Annotated in this window: 15 protein-coding genes; 12 read left to right on the top strand and 3 right to left on the bottom strand. The window is 62.6% G+C overall.

Going from position 1 to position 16,199, the window contains the following annotated elements; translation table 11 throughout:
• Positions 1-272: 272 nt before the first annotated feature.
• The 8 genes from MesoLj_RS36040 to MesoLj_RS36005 all read left to right on the top strand — a co-directional run bounded on the left by MesoLj_RS36040 (position 273) and on the right by MesoLj_RS36005 (position 9,546).
• Complete coding sequence (locus MesoLj_RS36040; RefSeq protein ID WP_202324649.1) at positions 273-2,063, top strand: acyl-CoA dehydrogenase; 1,791 nt, start codon at positions 273-275, stop codon at positions 2,061-2,063.
• Between the two features lie 156 nt (positions 2,064-2,219).
• Positions 2,220-2,663, top strand: a complete 444-nt coding sequence (locus MesoLj_RS36035; protein WP_202324648.1) for a hypothetical protein — start codon at positions 2,220-2,222, stop codon at positions 2,661-2,663.
• Entirely contained in the window at positions 2,656-3,825 is a 1,170-nt protein-coding gene (locus MesoLj_RS36030; RefSeq protein WP_202324647.1) for an acyl-CoA dehydrogenase family protein, read from the top strand. The genes MesoLj_RS36035 and MesoLj_RS36030 overlap by 8 nt, the downstream gene beginning before the upstream one ends.
• A 33-nt stretch (positions 3,826-3,858) precedes the next feature.
• The gene (locus MesoLj_RS36025; protein WP_202324646.1) at positions 3,859-5,067 is read left to right on the top strand and encodes an acetyl-CoA C-acetyltransferase; all 1,209 of its coding nucleotides are present in this window, start codon (positions 3,859-3,861) and stop codon (positions 5,065-5,067) included.
• Between the two features lie 13 nt (positions 5,068-5,080).
• Positions 5,081-7,300: a 3-hydroxyacyl-CoA dehydrogenase NAD-binding domain-containing protein gene (locus MesoLj_RS36020; RefSeq protein ID WP_202324645.1), complete on the top strand. Its 2,220-nt coding sequence runs from the start codon at positions 5,081-5,083 to the stop codon at positions 7,298-7,300.
• A gap of 65 nt (positions 7,301-7,365) precedes the next feature.
• The gene (locus tag MesoLj_RS36015; RefSeq protein WP_202324644.1) at positions 7,366-7,911 is read left to right on the top strand and encodes a thioesterase family protein; all 546 of its coding nucleotides are present in this window, start codon (positions 7,366-7,368) and stop codon (positions 7,909-7,911) included.
• A gap of 125 nt (positions 7,912-8,036) precedes the next feature.
• Complete coding sequence (locus MesoLj_RS36010) at positions 8,037-8,675, top strand: S24 family peptidase (RefSeq protein ID WP_056570027.1); 639 nt, start codon at positions 8,037-8,039, stop codon at positions 8,673-8,675.
• 10 nt (positions 8,676-8,685) lie between these two features.
• Positions 8,686-9,546 (top strand): thermonuclease family protein, encoded by an 861-nt coding sequence (locus tag MesoLj_RS36005; RefSeq protein ID WP_446720281.1) that lies wholly within the window; start codon positions 8,686-8,688, stop codon positions 9,544-9,546.
• Here MesoLj_RS36005 and MesoLj_RS36000 read toward each other — a convergent pair.
• On the bottom strand, positions 9,512-11,158 hold the full coding sequence (locus MesoLj_RS36000; protein WP_202324643.1) for a lysine--tRNA ligase: 1,647 nt from the start codon (positions 11,156-11,158) through the stop codon (positions 9,512-9,514). The genes MesoLj_RS36005 and MesoLj_RS36000 overlap by 35 nt on opposite strands.
• 173 nt (positions 11,159-11,331) lie before the next feature.
• Here MesoLj_RS36000 and MesoLj_RS35995 point away from each other — a divergent pair, with 173 nt between their 5' ends.
• The gene (locus MesoLj_RS35995) at positions 11,332-11,745 is read left to right on the top strand and encodes a tellurite resistance TerB family protein (RefSeq protein ID WP_056570030.1); all 414 of its coding nucleotides are present in this window, start codon (positions 11,332-11,334) and stop codon (positions 11,743-11,745) included.
• A 65-nt stretch (positions 11,746-11,810) separates the two neighbouring features.
• On the opposite strand, the gene MesoLj_RS35990 is transcribed toward MesoLj_RS35995, so the two are convergent.
• The gene (locus tag MesoLj_RS35990; protein ID WP_446720349.1) at positions 11,811-12,623 is read right to left on the bottom strand and encodes a transporter substrate-binding domain-containing protein; all 813 of its coding nucleotides are present in this window, start codon (positions 12,621-12,623) and stop codon (positions 11,811-11,813) included.
• A 299-nt stretch (positions 12,624-12,922) separates the two neighbouring features.
• Here MesoLj_RS35990 and MesoLj_RS35985 point away from each other — a divergent pair, with 299 nt between their 5' ends.
• The 3 genes from MesoLj_RS35985 to MesoLj_RS35975 all read left to right on the top strand — a co-directional run bounded on the left by MesoLj_RS35985 (position 12,923) and on the right by MesoLj_RS35975 (position 15,146).
• On the top strand, positions 12,923-13,654 hold the full coding sequence (locus tag MesoLj_RS35985; protein WP_140775446.1) for a helix-turn-helix transcriptional regulator: 732 nt from the start codon (positions 12,923-12,925) through the stop codon (positions 13,652-13,654).
• A 98-nt stretch (positions 13,655-13,752) separates the two neighbouring features.
• The gene (locus MesoLj_RS35980; protein ID WP_056570040.1) at positions 13,753-14,391 is read left to right on the top strand and encodes an acyl-homoserine-lactone synthase; all 639 of its coding nucleotides are present in this window, start codon (positions 13,753-13,755) and stop codon (positions 14,389-14,391) included.
• A gap of 8 nt (positions 14,392-14,399) precedes the next feature.
• Positions 14,400-15,146, top strand: coding sequence for an enoyl-CoA hydratase-related protein (locus MesoLj_RS35975; protein WP_202327612.1), 747 nt, complete (start codon positions 14,400-14,402; stop codon positions 15,144-15,146).
• A 49-nt stretch (positions 15,147-15,195) separates the two neighbouring features.
• Here MesoLj_RS35975 and ppk2 read toward each other — a convergent pair whose 3' ends face one another.
• A complete protein-coding gene (ppk2, locus tag MesoLj_RS35970; protein WP_202324641.1) occupies positions 15,196-16,104 on the bottom strand; it encodes a polyphosphate kinase 2 in 909 nt (302 codons plus the stop codon).
• Between the last annotated feature and the right edge of the window lie 95 nt (positions 16,105-16,199).

Genomic DNA, 16,199 nt, shown 5'->3' with positions numbered 1-16,199 from the left:
AGCTGCCGGTTCCGGCACTATCAAGCCGCGTGGCTCTGCCACGCGGCTTTTTCGCTTTGTGCATCTGCCTCTCTTATCTCTCCGCTGGCCCGCACGATGTTGCGCCGCTAGGCTCACCAGGCTTGGCTAGGGGCGGCAATCTTGTCGCATCGAAAAAATTGACGTTTACGCAAACGTCAATTTTTGCTATCCCGGCTTCAACATGGGTCCGCATGCTGCCCTGACATGAATTCGGGGGCTTTCGGACCAGGTCCGCAGGGTGGAGAAGAAGCATGCCGACATACAGGGCTCCGGTTCAGGATACGCTGTTCGTACTCAACGAGGTGCTGGGCTATCAGCGCTATTCCAACCTTCCCGGATTTGCCGACGCCACGCCCGACGTTCTGGAGGCGATCCTCGCCGAGGGCGCCAAGCTCGCCGAAAATGTCATGCATCCGCTCAACCGCGTCGGCGACATGGAGGGCTGTGTGCGTCACGACGACGGCTCGGTGACGACGCCGAAAGGCTTCAAGGAGGCCTTCGACCAGTATCGCGAGGGTGGCTGGATGGGGCTGGCCGCACCGGTCGAGTTCGGCGGCCAGGGCCTGCCCTACATGGTGCACCAGGCGGTCTCCGAGTACATGGTCTCGGCCAACATGGCGCTGATGATGTATCCGGGCCTGACGCAGGGCGCGATCGCGGCGATCATCACCCACGGCACCGACGAGCAGAAGGCGACCTGGCTGCCCCGGATGGTCGAGGGTTCCTGGACCGGCACCATGAACCTGACCGAGCCCCATTGCGGCACCGATCTCGGCCTGCTGCGCACCAAGGCGGTGCCGAACGGCGACGGCACCTACAGGATATCAGGCCAGAAGATCTTCATCTCGGCCGGCGAGCACGACATGTCGGACAACATCGTCCATCTCGTGCTGGCACGCATCGAGGGCGCCCCGGAAGGCGTAAAGGGCATCTCGCTGTTCATCGTGCCGAAGCTCAAGCTCGACGCATCGGGCAATCCGGGCGAGAAGAACACGCTCTCCTGCGGCTCGATCGAGGAGAAGATGGGCATCCACGGCAATTCGACCTGCGTCATGAACTATGACGAGGCCGAAGGCACGCTGCTCGGCGAGGAGAATGGCGGTCTCAAGGCGATGTTCACGATGATGAACGAAGCCCGCCTCGGCGTCGGCCTGCAGGGCCTGTCGCTGTCGGAGATTGCCTACCAGAACGCCGTCGCCTACGCCAAGGACCGCTTGCAGGGCCGTTCGCTGTCAGGCGCCAAGGCGCCGGACAAGAAGGCCGACCCGATCATCGTCCATCCCGACATCCGCCGCTCGCTGATGACCATGAAGGCCTTCAACGAGGCTGGCCGCGCGCTGGCGTTGTGGACGGCGATCAAGTCCGACATCGCGCATCGCTCCGCCGACGACAAGGACCGCCAGGCTGCTGACGATTACACTGGGCTGATGACGCCGGTGGTCAAGGGCGTGCTCACCGACAAGGGTTTCGACCATGCGGTGATGGCCCAGCAGGTGTTCGGCGGTCACGGCTATATCGAAGAGCACGGCATGAGCCAGTTCGTGCGCGATGCCCGCATCGCCATGATCTATGAAGGCGCCAACGGCATCCAGGCGCTCGACCTCGTCGGCCGTAAGCTCGGCCTGAACGGCGGCCGCGCCATCCAGGCCTTCTTCAAGGAGGTCGGCGAATTCTGCGAGGAAAACCGCGCCGACGAGAAGATGGCGCCGTTCACCAAGGGACTGAAGAAGGGCCTCAACGACCTGCAGGCGGCAACCATGTGGCTGGTGCAGAACGGCATGGCCAAGCCCGACAATGCCGGTGCGGCCTCGACCGACTACATGCATCTCTTCGGCCTTGTCGCGCTGGGCTACATGTGGGCGCAGATGGCCAAGGTGGCACAGGGTAAGACCGGCGCCAACGGCACCCAGTCCTTCTATGACAACAAGGTGGTGACGGCGCGCTTCTTCATGGAGCGGATCATGCCGGAGACGTCGGCGCACCTTGCCCGCATCTCAAGCGGTGCCGACACGTTGATGGCCCTGCCGGCGGAAGCGTTCTGAGTTCGCCCGATGTCGATGTCACGACCGACAGAGGAACCGGTCTATGTGTTTGGCTCGAACTGGAACCGGAGCGACCCGGCTAAGTCCGTAAGGGCCTTGGTCCACGAATGGCTTTGGCGTATTCCCGAAGCCAGACGATCGGATCAGGATCGACGGATGCTTTCGGCTATCGATCTCGATTTTCTTGTCCTGCATGCCGGGTTTGAACGTATGATCGCGGAAGCTGGGCTGCCGGATGTACGCTTTGATATTCCGAGCGCTTTGGCCTTCGTCGAAAAGATCGGCGCCGATGAACATCTGGCTCTGTATGAGGAAGTGGTCTCGAATTTCGAACTGGCTTTCGACATTGCCCGAACGGACATTGGAGAGCACGACCTAAACGAATTGTTCGTGATGGAGCCGGCCAGGGCAAGCCGATTCAATGATACAGTCGGTCTGCTCCACCTTCGAGCCTATGAACTCGACCGCAAGCGGCCATTGAGCGACTACATTTGGGTTGAAGTGAATTCCTGGAGCAATTTGCGGCTTGTCGAGCAAGGCGAATTTGACCTTCGGCTAGTCGAAGCACGAACCACCACGGAGCGAGCTGACAATGAGTGATCCGGCCAACATCTTGTCTCTCCCCAAGCCCGCCTGGGCGGCGGACGAGGTCGGCATGCTCTACGACATGGCAACCCGCTTCATGGCGGAGGAGATCGCGCCGCGCTACGACGAGTTCGAGAAGAACGAGATGGTCGACCGCGAGAGCTGGCTGAAGGCGGGTGCCGCCGGCCTGCTTTGTGCCTCGATGCCGGAGGAATATGGCGGCTCCGGCGGCACCTTCGCGCATGAGAGCGCTATCATCGAGGCGATCGGCCATGTCGGCGTCGACGGTTTTGGCATCGGCCTGCACAATGCGATCGTCGCGCCTTACATCCTGCATTACGGTTCGGAGGAGCAGAAGAAGAAGTGGCTGCCGAAGCTCGCCACCGGCGAGCTGATCGGCGCCATCGCCATGACCGAGCCTGGCGCCGGCTCCGACCTGCAGGGCGTCAAGACGCGGGCCGAGAAAGACGGTAACCAGTACAGGATCAACGGTTCCAAGACCTTCATCACCAACGGCCAGCTCGCCAACTTCATCATCGTCGTCACCAAGACTGATCCGGAAAAGGGCGCCAAGGGCACCTCCCTGATCGTCGTCGAGACCGACGAGGTCGAGGGTTTCGAGCGCGGCCGCAACCTCGACAAGATCGGCCTGAAGGCCAACGACACGTCGGAACTGTTCTTCAACGACGTGCGCGTGCCGACCTCCAATTTGCTCGGCCACGAGGAAGGCCAGGGCTTCATCCAGCTGATGCAGCAATTGCCGCAGGAGCGGTTGCAGATCGGCACCGGCGCCATCGCCATGATCGAGCGGGCGCTGGCGCTGACCATCGATTACGTCAAGGAACGCAAGGCCTTCGGCAAGGCGATCATCGACTTCCAGAACACCCAGTTCAAGCTGGCCGAGCTCAAGACCGAGGCGACCATCGGCCGCGTCTTCTACAATGATTGCGTCACCCGCCACATCAATGGCGGCCTCGATCCGGTGACGGCCTCGATGGCCAAATACTGGCTCTCCGACCTGCAGGGAAAAGTCGTCGACGAATGCCTTCAATTGCATGGCGGCTATGGCTACATGAATGAATATCCGATCGCCCGCATGTTCCGCGACGCTCGCGTCCAGCGCATCTACGGCGGCACCAACGAGATCATGAAATTGCTGATCGGACGCTCTCTCTGAGCGTGGCGACCGGCAAACCCAAGGAGCAAGATAATGGCTGAGGCTTATGTCTATGACGCCGTGCGCACGCCGCGCGGCAAGGGCAAGAAGGACGGATCGCTGCACGAAGTGCCGGCGGTGCGGCTTGCCGCCAAGACGCTCGAGGCGTTGCGCGACCGCAATGGGCTCGACACCGGTACGGTCGACGACATCATCTTCGGCTGCGTCGATCCGGTCGGCGAGGCGGGTTCGGTCATTCCGCGCGCCGCCGCCTTCGAGGCCGGCTACGACACCAAGGCGCCTGGCATGCAGATCTCGCGCTTCTGCGCCTCGGGTCTCGACGCCATCAATTTCGGCGCCGCCAAGATCGCGCAGGGCGCCGATGAGATCGTCATCGCCGGTGGTGTCGAATCCATGTCGCGCGTCGGCATGGGCGCCTCCGGCGGCGCCTGGTTCATGGACCCGTCGGTCGGCCTGCCCGGCTGGTTCGTGCCGCAAGGCATCTCGGCCGACCTGATCGCCACCAAATACGGTTTCTCGCGCGACGACGTCGACGCCTATGCGGTCGAGAGCCAGAAGCGCGCCGCCAAGTCCTGGGCCGACGGCCGCTTCAAGAATTCGGTCATCCCCATCAGGGACCAGAACGGCCTGACCATTCTCGACCATGACGAGCACATGCGGCCTTCGACCGACATGCAGTCGCTCGCATCGCTCAACCCGTCCTTCGTCATGCCCGGTGAAATGGGCGGCTTCGACGCGGTCGCGGTGCAGAAGCACCCCGAGGTGGAAGAGGTCAACCACGTCCACCATGCCGGCAACTCGTCCGGCATCGTCGATGGTGCCGCCGCCGTGCTGCTCGGCTCGAAGAAGGCCGGGAAATCCATGGGCCTCAAGCCCCGCGCGCGCATCCGCACCTTCGCCAATATCGGTTCCGAGCCGGTGCTGATGCTGACCGGCCCGGTCGACGTCACCGAGAAGCTCCTGAAGCGCGCCAAGATGAAGCTGTCGGACATCGACCTCTTCGAGCTCAACGAGGCCTTCGCCTCGGTGGTGCTGCGCTACATGCAGGCCTTCGACATCCCGCACGACAAGATCAACGTCAATGGCGGCGCCATTGCCATGGGCCATCCGCTCGGCGCCACCGGCGCGATGATCTTGGGCACGGTGCTGGACGAACTCGAACGCCGCGATCTCAACACCGCGCTGGTGACGCTGTGCATCGGCGCCGGCATGGGCACCGCAACGATCATCGAACGCGTCTGACGGGGAGAGAACAATGAGCTATATCAATTTCACCCTCGACACCGACGCTGACGGCATTGCGCTCGTCACCTGGAACATGCCGGATCGCTCGATGAACGTGTTCACCGAGGAGGTGATGGGCGAGCTGGACAAGATCATCGACCAGGTGGTGGCCGATGCCGGCATCAAGGGTGCGGTGATCACCTCGGGCAAGGACAGCTTCTCCGGCGGTGCCGATCTCACCATGCTCCAGAAGATGCTGGCGGTCTTTGCCAAGGAGAAAGACAAGGATCCGGAGAAGGCTGCAAAGCTGCTGTTCGACAATGCCGGCCGCATGGGCGGCCTGTGGCGCAAGCTCGAGACTTCGGGCAAGCCCTGGGTATCGGCGATCAATGGCACCTGCATGGGCGGCGCTTTCGAATTGTCGCTGGCTTGCCACGGTCGCGTTGCCGCTGATTCAGACAAGGTCCGGATGGCCTTGCCGGAAGTCAAGGTCGGCATCTTCCCCGGTGCCGGCGGGACCCAGCGCGTGCCGCGGCTGACCGATCAGCAACAGGCTTTGCAGATGCTGACCTCCGGCCAGAATCTGTCGCCGCAGAAGGCGAAGGCCATGGGCCTGATCCATGAGATCGCCGAGCCGGCCAAACTGGTCGAGACCGCAAAGGCCATGATCAGGAACGGACTGAAAGCCGTCCAGCCCTGGGACGAGAAGGGCTTCAAGCTGCCCGGCGGCCAGATCTATTCGCCGGCCGGCTTCAATCTCTGGCCGCCGGCCATCGCCATCCTGCGTCGCGAGACCTATGGCAACTACCCGGCCGCCGCCGCCATCCTGAAATGCGTCTATGAAGGCCTGCTGGTGCCGTTCGACACTGCGCTCAGGATCGAGCAGCGCTATTTCACCGAGATCATGCGGACCAGGGAAGCGGCGGCGATGATCCGCTCGCTGTTCGTGTCGCTGCAGGAACTGAACAAGGGCGCGCGCCGCCCGGCCGGCGTGCCGGAAACCAAATTCAAGAAGATCGGCATTCTCGGCGCTGGCTTCATGGGTGCCGGCATCGCCTATGTCACGGCCAACGCCGGCATCCCGGTGGTGCTGCTCGACCGCGATATCGAGTCCGCTCAGAAGGGCAAGGCGCATTCCGACAGCCTGGTCTCGGATCAGGTCAAGAAGGGTCGCGCCAAGCCGGAGGAGAAGGACAAGCTCCTGTCGCTGATCACGCCCACGGCCGACTATGCCGATCTCGCCGGCTGCGATCTGGTGGTCGAGGCGGTGTTCGAGGATTCGGCCGTCAAGAAAGCCGCCACCGAACAGGCGGAGGCCGTGCTGAAGTCGTCGGCGATCTTCGCCTCCAACACCTCGACCATCCCGATCACCTCGCTGGCGAAGAATTCGGCGCGGCCGAAGAATTTCGTCGGCATCCACTTCTTCTCGCCGGTCGACAAGATGATGCTGGTCGAGATCATTTTGGGCAAGAAGACCGGCGACAAGGCGCTGGCGACCGCGATCGATTTCGTCCGTGCCATCAAGAAGACGCCCATCGTCGTCAACGACACGCGCGGCTTCTACGTCAATCGCTGCGTGCTGCGCTACATGTCGGAAGCCTACAAGATGCTGATCGAGGGCGTGCCCGCGCCGATGATCGAGAATGCGGCAAAGGCGGCCGGCATGCCGGTCGGTCCCTTGGCCCTGACCGACGAGACGGCGATCGACCTTGCCCAGAAGATCATGAAGCAGACCATCAGGGATCTCGGCGACAAGGCCGTCGACCACAAGCAGATGGCGCTGATCAACACCATGGTCGACGACCACGGCCGTTTCGGCCGCAAGAACGGCAAGGGCTTCTACGACTATCCGGCCAAGCCCGCCAAGAAGAAGCTGTGGCCGGGGTTGAAGGACCTCTATCCGCAGCTCGAGCCCGAGAAAGTCGACTACGAGGAACTGCAGCAGCGGCTGCTCGTCACCATCGCGCTGGAAGCGGCACGGGTGATGGAAGAGGGCATCGTCACAGACCCGCGCGAGGCCGATGTTGGGTCGATCCTGGCCTTCGGCTTCGCGCCCTATACCGGCGGCGCACTGTCCTATATCGACGGCATCGGCGCCAAGCGTTTCGTCAAGATCGCCAAGGGGCTGCAGAAGAAGTATGGCGCCGAATTCAAGGCGCCCAAGCTTCTCATCGACATGGCCGAGAAGGGCGAGACCTTCTACGAACGCTTCGACCCCTACGCAAAGGGCGACGTGAAGCAAGCCGCCTGACGCATGGGTAGAGTTGAAAGTGTTACAGCGTCCTTTGCGCGTCCAACAGGACGCGCGGCGCTGTAATGTATGTCTGGGCGCGTATGGCGCGCATGCTGGCCACGGCGCGAAGCCGTGGCCCCTATGTGATGGGCGGTGAAGGCCGGCTGGCCTTTCGCTGCCTGCCGACCGACATCGATTTCAACATCCATCTCAACAATGCGCGCTACATGATGCTGGCCGATCTAGGCCGCATTGATCTCTTTGTCCGCGCCGGACTGATCACGCTGGCGCGCAAGAACGGCTGGGCGCCGATGATGGGCGGGCTGCAGGCGGTCTACGCCCGCGAGATCAGGCTGTGGCGCCGCTTCGAAGTGGTGTCCTCGATCGAGACCTGGGAAGGCACCCAGGTCATCGGCAAGCACCGCTTCGTCCTCGACAATGGCGAGACGGCTGCTTTGATCCTGACGACCGCCGGCGTCTATGACCGCAAGGCTCGCCGCTTCCTCGACATTGCCGAGGTTGTCGCAGCCCTTGGTCGCACAGTCGATCCACGACAGCCTACGGAGGCGGAACGGATTTTCATGGAGTCGCACCAGGGTTTGCGCACCCTCGCCAAGGTGGCCAATTGATCCCGGGGATCCCAATGTCCAGGGTCGACACGAATGTGTGCCGTGTGAGCGGTGCTGGTGGACAAAGCGGCCTTCGCGGACTAGAACGAACAGGCATTTTTTCCTGTTTCGAAGGAGAGCACGACATGCTCTCGCACGACCGCGTCTGGGCCGCCATCGATGCTCTCGCCGAGCGCTATTCGCTTTCGGCTTCAGGTTTGGCAAGACGCGCGGGGCTGGATTCGACTGCTTTCAACAAATCGAAACGCCTGTCGTCCGACGGTCGGCCGCGCTGGCCTTCGACCGAATCGCTGGCCAAGATCATCGAGGCGACGGGTGCTTCACTCGACGAATTCACCGGGCTTATCGAAGGCCGCATGGGCGCCGCGCCCGCCTACCGGCGATCCGTGCCCTTGCTTGGTTTTGCCCAGGCCGGCGCCGGCGGCTTTTTCGACGATGCCGGTTTTCCGGCAGGGCAGGGCTGGGATCTGGTCGAACTGCCGGCGCAGTCGACCGAAAGCTCCTATGCGCTGCAGGTGCAAGGCGACTCCATGCTGCCGCTCTACCGCAATGGTGATGTCCTCATCGTCGAGCCGGGCGCGGCCACCCGCAAGGGCGATCGCGTCGTCGTCAAGACCACGTCAGGCGAGGTGATGGCCAAGGTGCTCGAGCGCCAGACCGTCAAGTCGATCGCGCTGGTCTCCCTCAATCCCGATCATCCCGACCGCGACATCCCCATGCGCGATGTCGAATGGGTGGCGCGGATTGTCTGGGCGAGTCAGTAGGTCCGAGCTGGTGCGGCTTCCTCATCTTGCCCTGGCGGTTGTGATGGTTCCGGTGATGGCGGCCCTGGTCGTCGCCGGCGGCCGCACGCTGAAAGGAAATGAAGGCACCGTTACGGTGGACCAGATCGATCCTGGCGTTGATACGATCTCTCAGGCAGGCACCGATGCCGGGCCGGAGGAGCCGGCTACGTCAGCCATCCCAGCGCCTGCCGCTGCGCCACCGGCAAAGCCGGCGGTGCATTCGCGGGCGATCGATCCGCAGGTCGTCGCGCTGCCGGAACTGCCCGCCGGGGAAATCGAGCGGGTCGAGCCGCGCGAGCCGCTGAGCAAGCTGGCGCTGGCCATGCCGCCAAAGCCGAAGATGCCCGACGACTGGAACGGCACGAAGCTGTTCCAGCCGGTCGCGCCGGCCGCCGGCCTTATCGAGGCAAAAGGCTATTCAGTCGCGGTTTCCGGCATCGATGTCGTCGCGCAGGATGAAGCCTGCACCACCGACGGCAAATCCTGGCCGTGCGGCATTCGCGCGCGCAGCGCGTTCCGGGCCTTTCTGCGCGGCCGCGCGGTGGTTTGCACGGTGCCGCCCGAAGGTGGGCGCGACCGGATCGCGGCGGAATGCCGGATCGGCAAGCAGGACGTCGGCCAGTGGCTGGTCGAAAACGGCTGGGCGCGTGCCACCAAGGGCGGGCCCTATGTCGAGGCCGGCGAAAAGGCGCAAAGCGGCAAGAAGGGCATTTTCGGGCCGGCGCCGGATCTTGCCGGTATATCGGCGATGCCCGCCGCGCCCGCCCCGGCGCCTCAGGCGCCGGGCTCGATCCTGGAAGAGGTCGACGGCGCCCTCAAGCCAGCTGACCAGCCAGCGCCTGCTGAATGAGCGCGCGGGTCTCGGCGACGCCGTAGAGTGCGGCGAAAGATCCGAAGCGCGGGCCGCGCTCCTGCCCGATGAGCACCTGGTAGATCATCTGGAAAAAGGCGCCAGACACGCCTGGGCCGCCTTCCGGGCTTTGCTTGGAATGATCCTGATAGCGCTCGATCTTGCGCGCCACGTTGAGCGAAGCGTTCTGGATCGCTTCGCCGCTGGCGTCCGCCGGCAGCGTGCCAAGCGCTGCGTCCAGCGCCTGCAGTGCCTCACGCTCTACATCGTCGGCGGCGCGGAATGTTTTCGTCGGCTTTACGAAGTCGTCGAAATAGCGGATCGCATAGCCCGTCAGCCTATCGAGTTCGGGATGGGTGGCCGGCGTCACGCCGGCGGCGTGGCGTGAGATGAAGCCCCACAGCACATCCTTGTTCTGCGCATTGGAAGCACTGACCAGGTTGAGCAGCAGCGAGAACGGCACCGGCATGTCGATGGCGGGCGGATTGCCGTCATGCATATGCCAGACCGGGTTGCCCAGCCGCTCCTTCCAGTCTTGCCGTGGGTACGCGGCGAGGAAGGTGTAATATTCATCCACGGCCCGCGGGATGACATCGAAATAGAGCTTCTTGGCCTGCCGCGGCCGTTGGTACATGTAGAGCCCGAGGCTCTCGGTCGGCGCATAGGTCAGCCATTCGTCGATGGTCAGGCCGTTGCCCTTCGACTTCGAGATCTTCTGGCCGTTCTCGTCCAGGAACAGTTCGTAGACGAAATGCTCCGGCGCGCGCCCGCCCAGTATGTCGCAGATGCGGTCGTAGACCACGGCATTGGTCTGGTGGTCCTTGCCGAACATTTCGAAATCGACGCCCAGCGCCGCCCAGCGCATGCCGAAATCCGGCTTCCACTGCAGCTTCACCCTGCCGCCCGTGATCGAAAGCGTGGTCTCGGTGCCTTCGTCGTCGAAGGTGATGGTGCCGGCCTTGGCATCGACATGCTTCATTGGCACGTAAAGCACGCGGCCGCTCTTCGGAGAAATCGGCAGGAACGGGCTGTAGGTCGCCTGCCGCTCAGGTCCGAGCGTCGGCAGCATCACCGCCATGATCTTGTCGTAGCGCTCCGCGGCGCGAAGCAGCATCGCGTCGAAACGGCCCGACTTGTAGTACTGCGTCGCACTGGCGAATTCGTAGTCGAAGCCGAACGTGTCGAGGAAGCGGCAGAGCATCGCGTTGTTGTGATCGGCGAAGCTCGCGTAGTCGCCGCCGAACGGATTGGGCACCGACGACAGCGGCATATGCAGATACGGCTCAAGCGCGGCGCGATCCGGCACGCTGTCAGGTATCTTGCGCATGCCGTCCATATCGTCGGAGAAGCACAAGAGCTTGGTCGCGACCTTGTCTTGCGTCAGGACGCGAAACGCGTGGCGTACCATCGATGTGCGCGCTACCTCGCCGAACGTGCCGATATGCGGCAGGCCGGACGGGCCGTATCCGGTCTCGAACAGGATCGTTTCGGGAAAGTCGGCGCCTTTGTAGCGCTCGATGATCTTTTTGGCTTCCTCGAACGGCCACGCCTTGCTCTCGGCCGCAGCCGTCAGCAGTTCGGGATTGAGATCGAGGATGTTTGATCCCGCCATGGTTCTGTTTTCCAAATTATTCGCCGGCCAGATCATTTCGCTGGTTTGGCCGCGGTGTCGATTTTCAACCGGTCTCTAGGCGCGCGGGGCCGGAGCGTCAACGATTGCGGCGCTTTTTCCTTGCGGCCCTTGGCGCCCGTTCCTACCTTCGGAGCCCGTTCATGGAGCAAAGAATGCCGTCGCCCACCCCGCATGAAGCCCTGATCTATCTGATGGTCATCACCTCGGCGTCAGATCGGGACATGACCGATGTCGAACTGGCCCGGATCGGCGATGTTGTCCGCTCATGGCCGGTCTTCGAGGATTTCAAGCAGGACCGGCTGGTTCCCGTCGCCCAGGCTTGCCAGAAGCTGCTGCATGAAAAGGACGGCCTGGAGGGTGTCCTGGCCCAAGTCGCCGAAGCCCTGCCGGAGCGCCTGCGCGACACCGCCTATGCCGCGGCCTTCGAAGTGGCGGCCGTCGATCTCGAAATGCGCATGGAGGAAGTGCGCGTGCTGCAGTTGATCCGCCGGCAGCTCGATCTCGACACACTGACCGTCGCCGCCATCGGCCGCGCCGCCAAGGCCCGGCTTCGCACGCTGACCTGACGGCGTTACGGGCGGATCAGAAACACCGACCAGGACCGGATCAGAAAAAACTGACCGGGATCGGATCAGAAAAAACTGACCGGGAAGTAGCGCAGGTAGAATTCGGCGAAGGTGCCTTTCATCGAAATCTCCTGCAGCGCGTAATCGATCGCGGCGGCCAGCGCCGGATTGTCCGCCCGTGTGGCGACGGCCATGCCCGTGCCCAGATATTCGGGCGCCAGATAGGGACCACCGGCAAAGCGGCAGCAGCCCGCGGCATCCGAGCCGCCCAGCCAGAAGGCGAAGCGCATGCCGTCGCCAAAGGCCGCATCGATCTTGCCTGCCTTGAGATCGGCGTAGAGGGCCTCCGGTCTGTCGAAGGAGACGATCTGGACCGTGTTGAAATAGTCGCGCAGCATGCGCTCATGCGCCGAGCCGGCGATCACGCCGACGCGCTTGCCGTGCAATTTGTCGAAGACCGGTTCCGTCAACGCCTTGCCCTTCGGCATGATGAAACGCGCCGGAAACTGCAGATAGGAGCGTGAGAAGGCATATGTCTGGCGCGCCTGCGGCGTTGCGGCGATGCCGGCGATGATGGCTTCGCCCTCGCCCTTCTCAAGCGCCCCTTCGAGCTCGGCCCAGGGCAATGCCTGGATCTGGCATTTGTCGATGATGCCGAGTTCGGCGCAGATGGCGCGTGCCAGGTCGATGTGGAAACCGGACAGCTTTCCCGCGCCGTCGAGGAAATTGAAGGGTGGAAAATCCGTGGTCGTCAGGAACCGCAGCCGTGGCAGGGCCGAAAGATCCGGCTTGGGCAACCGTTCCTTGGCGTCCCACAGCACCGGCACCTGCGGTTCCGCCGCGCGCGCCCCGGAAGCCAGCGGCAGCGCCGCGATCAGCAGCGACGCCAGGACCAGGAACCGCCATTGGAACGCCACGATAGAACTCCGCCGCACTCGTTTTCGCACTGGTTTTGGTACGAAAATGATACAGGCACAATGGTTTTTGATTTCAACGCGCCGATTTCGGGATATGATTTAACACGTTTGCAAACAGCGGTGGCTGCCTTGGTTGGGGGGACCAGGGTCGAGAACCACAACCGGAAAAGTGCGATTGCAATCCGTGGTCGGTGGCAAAGTGCAGACAAGGCATGGACCATCGGTCTCAATGCATAAGGCAACATGGGGTTGATGTTGCGATGGGTCAATTCGATCGTACGCTGGAATATATAGACCAACTGCAGCACGCCGGAACGGCGGCGGCGGTTTGCGAGAAGCTGCTGGGCATAACGTCGGATTTCGGTCTGACCGCGCTTATGGCCGGAACCGTTCCGCAACCAGGCACGCCGACCGGGCAGCAAAAGCAGCATGTGCTGCTCTGCGACTGGCCTGTCGAATGGCTGGAGCGCTACGTGTCGCGCAATTATGTCGATCACGATCCCGTGGTCAGCCATATGAAGCAGCTGCAGGCGCCGTTCCAGTGGCGGGAAGCCGCCGAGGGCATTCGCGTCGACAAGAGCAGCGGCGAAGTGATGGGCGATGCCGGCGCCTTCAAGCTGCGCGACGGCTTGGCTTTTCCGCTGATCACACTCGACGGCCAGATCGTCATGGTGTCGTTGGGTGGCGAGGCCGTGCAGCTGTCGGCGGATGAATTCGGCCTGGTGTCGCTGGTGTCCACCTATGCCGTTGGCCGCGCCATGCAACTCCACACCATGGCGACCAAGACCATCGACCATATCGAGTTGACTCCGCGCGAGCGCGAATGCCTGCAATGGGCGGCTGTCGGCAAGTCCGAGTGGGAGATTTCGCAAATCCTCGGCATCTCGGAGCACACCTCGGAGAAACATCTTCTTAACGCCAAAAGCAAACTCGGTGCCGTCAATCGGGTTCAGGCTGTCGCCGAAGCGATAAGGCGCGGCTACATTAGTTAGGTCGGCCGTGCCGACCTAGAAATTCTTGCCTACGTGATCACGCAATTTTCTCACTGAAGCACGGCCGTATCTTCCTCTTAAACCCAGGAGACGACGGCATGCTTTTTTGTCTTACAACTCAGGAATTGATGGAACGTCCCGACCTTTGGGAGGCCGTCCATCGGCTGCGCTACCAGATATTTGTCGAAGAAATGGGGTGGGAGGACCTGCGGCGCCCGGATGGATTCGAGGTCGACCAGTTCGACCACGACGAGGCGGTACATCAGATCGTCATCAGAGGCAACGAAATCGCAGGCTATCAAAGGATGTTGCCGACCACGCGGCCCCATCTGCTGACCGAAGTCCTGACCGACCTTTCCGAGGGAACGCCGCCATCGGGCCCAAACATCTGGGAATTGACCCGCTATGCGGTGGCTCCCGGCTTTCGCGATGGCCGTCGCGGCGTCTCGACCGTCGGTACCGAATTGATCGCCGGCTTCGTCGAGTGGGGGCTGAAGCGCGGCGTCGACAAGGTGATCATCGAGTTCGAGCCGATGTGGGTATTACGCGCCTTGCAACTGCATTTCCTGGCGACACCGCTGGGCTACCAGCGCACCTACGGAAATCAGCAGGTCGTGGCGACACTGCTCTCCTTCACCGAGCACACGCTGGACGTGGTGCGTTCGCGCCGCAATCATCATGCGCCTGTTCTGGCCAGGGGATATCCCGACATGTTCGGCCAAAGGAGGGCGTCATGAGATCGGAGATGGCCATGCACCCGCAACCAGAACTGCGCAACCACACACTGATCGTCACCGTGTCGTCGAATGACGGCCGGCCGGTGCTCGACAGAAGGGCCTATGAAAGCCTTGCTAGGACGTTCCACGAAGCCGCCGACAATGATGAGGTTCGTGTCGTCGTGTTGCGTGGCCTGGCGGGCTGCTTCTGCCTCGGTGGCGACTTCTCCGAATTCCTCGACGCCACCAAGCATCAGAAGCTCATCGCGGCCGTCACCGACATGTTCCGCACGCTGGCGACGTTCCCCAAGCCTATCCTCGCCTGCGTCGACGGGGATGCCGTCGGCGTCGGCTGCACGATCCTGTTCCACTGCGACATGGTGATAGCCTCCAATGAAAGCACGTTCCGGGTGCCGTTCGTCGATTTCGGCCTTGTGCCGGACGCGGCGACCAGCATCCTGGCGCCGCAGAAGCTCGGCTATGCCGGCGCCTTCCGCTTCTTCTGCCTCGGCGACACGCTCCACGCCGAGGATGCAAGGGCGCTCGGCCTCGTCGCCGAGATCGTGCATGACGGCGTGGAGGAGGCGACGCTCGGCAGGGCCAGGCAGCTGGTCAAGAAGCCGGTCGCTGCCCTGCTGCAGACCCGTGGCTTGCTCAAGGGGAACACCGGCGCGCTGTGCGACCGCATCGACCAGGAGATATCGCTGTTCCAGCAGGCATTGCAGGACGATGCCACGCTGCGGCGCCTGCAGCGCATTGCAAGGCTGGCGGCCTGAGGATCGTGAAGAATGCCGTGCCGCGTGGAGGCCACGCGGCACGGGGAACTCAGCCTTCCTTGCCCAGGAATGACGGCCCTTCGCCGATGATCTTCTTGTCTTCCTTGCCGATGATATCGAGATCGCGCCCCTCATAGGGCAGCGACAACAGGATGCGCCGCATCACCGCCAGCCGGGCGCGGCGCTTGTCATTGGCCCGCACGATGATCCATGGCGCGAACGCCTTGTGGGTGCGCTCGAACATGGTGTCGCGCACCTTGGTGTAATCATCCCATTTGGTGATGCCGGCGACATCGATAGGCGAGAACTTCCAGCTCTTCAGCGGGCTGTAGCGACGGTCATGAAAACGCTCGAGCTGCGTTTCCCGGCCGATGTTCAGCCAGAATTTGAAGAAATGGATATCGTCATTGACGATCATCCGTTCGAAATGGGGCGTCTCGTCGAGAAACTTCTCGTGCTGTTCGGGCGTGCAGAAGCCCATCACCGGCTCGACGCCGGCGCGGTTGTACCACGAGCGGTCGAAAGTGACGAACTCGCCCGACGTCGGGAAGTGGTCGACATAACGCTGGTAGTACCATTGTCCCAGCTCGGGCTGGGTCGGCTTGGTCAGCGCCACGTTGCGCGCCGTGCGTGGGTTGAGATACTGGTGCACCACGAAGATCGTGCCGCCCTTGCCGGCGGCGTCACGGCCCTCGAACAGCGCCATCACCCGCTTGCCGGTCGCCTGCAGCCATGCCTGCGCCTTGACGAGCTCGATCTGCAATTTTTCGAGTGTCTCGTCGTACTCGTCGCTTTTCATCTTCTTGTCGTAGGGGTAGCCGCCCGCGGTCAGCTTTTTGTCCTCGACCCAGTCCGGAAGCTCGGGATTCTCGATGTCGAACTCGTGTTCCTTGCCGTCGATCGTGATCTTCAGCGGACCCGAAGGTGGCGCGGCGGAACTTTCCTTGGCTTTTTTCATGCTGACGAACCCTTTCCAGCTTTCGGACTCATGCTATTGGGAGCCACTACAGACCGCGCGTCCGTCTGGACGCGCAAACGACGCTGCAGGACTTT

Origin of the sequence: Mesorhizobium sp. 113-3-9 (assembly GCF_016756515.1) — a bacterium.
Taxonomy (GTDB): domain Bacteria; phylum Pseudomonadota; class Alphaproteobacteria; order Rhizobiales; family Rhizobiaceae; genus Mesorhizobium.
The sequence above is the reverse complement of the archived record's forward strand: the minus strand, read 5'-3'. Positions and strand labels throughout refer to the sequence as shown.

What these genes read in the sequence shown, in the direction of transcription:
- MesoLj_RS36040 (WP_202324649.1), top strand. Translation starts at nt 273, where the DNA reads ATGCCGACATACAGGGCTCCGGTTCAGGATACGCTGTTCGTACTCAAC.
- MesoLj_RS36035 (WP_202324648.1), top strand. Translation starts at nt 2,220, where the DNA reads ATGCTTTCGGCTATCGATCTCGATTTTCTTGTCCTGCATGCCGGGTTT.
- MesoLj_RS36030 (WP_202324647.1), top strand. Translation starts at nt 2,656, where the DNA reads ATGAGTGATCCGGCCAACATCTTGTCTCTCCCCAAGCCCGCCTGGGCG.
- MesoLj_RS36025 (WP_202324646.1), top strand. Translation starts at nt 3,859, where the DNA reads ATGGCTGAGGCTTATGTCTATGACGCCGTGCGCACGCCGCGCGGCAAG.
- MesoLj_RS36020 (WP_202324645.1), top strand. Translation starts at nt 5,081, where the DNA reads ATGAGCTATATCAATTTCACCCTCGACACCGACGCTGACGGCATTGCG.
- MesoLj_RS36015 (WP_202324644.1), top strand. Translation starts at nt 7,366, where the DNA reads ATGTATGTCTGGGCGCGTATGGCGCGCATGCTGGCCACGGCGCGAAGC.
- MesoLj_RS36010 (WP_056570027.1), top strand. Translation starts at nt 8,037, where the DNA reads ATGCTCTCGCACGACCGCGTCTGGGCCGCCATCGATGCTCTCGCCGAG.
- MesoLj_RS36000 (WP_202324643.1), bottom strand. Translation starts at nt 11,158, where the DNA reads ATGGCGGGATCAAACATCCTCGATCTCAATCCCGAACTGCTGACGGCT.
- MesoLj_RS35995 (WP_056570030.1), top strand. Translation starts at nt 11,332, where the DNA reads ATGCCGTCGCCCACCCCGCATGAAGCCCTGATCTATCTGATGGTCATC.
- MesoLj_RS35985 (WP_140775446.1), top strand. Translation starts at nt 12,923, where the DNA reads ATGGGTCAATTCGATCGTACGCTGGAATATATAGACCAACTGCAGCAC.
- MesoLj_RS35980 (WP_056570040.1), top strand. Translation starts at nt 13,753, where the DNA reads ATGCTTTTTTGTCTTACAACTCAGGAATTGATGGAACGTCCCGACCTT.
- MesoLj_RS35975 (WP_202327612.1), top strand. Translation starts at nt 14,400, where the DNA reads ATGGCCATGCACCCGCAACCAGAACTGCGCAACCACACACTGATCGTC.
- ppk2 (WP_202324641.1), bottom strand. Translation starts at nt 16,104, where the DNA reads ATGAAAAAAGCCAAGGAAAGTTCCGCCGCGCCACCTTCGGGTCCGCTG.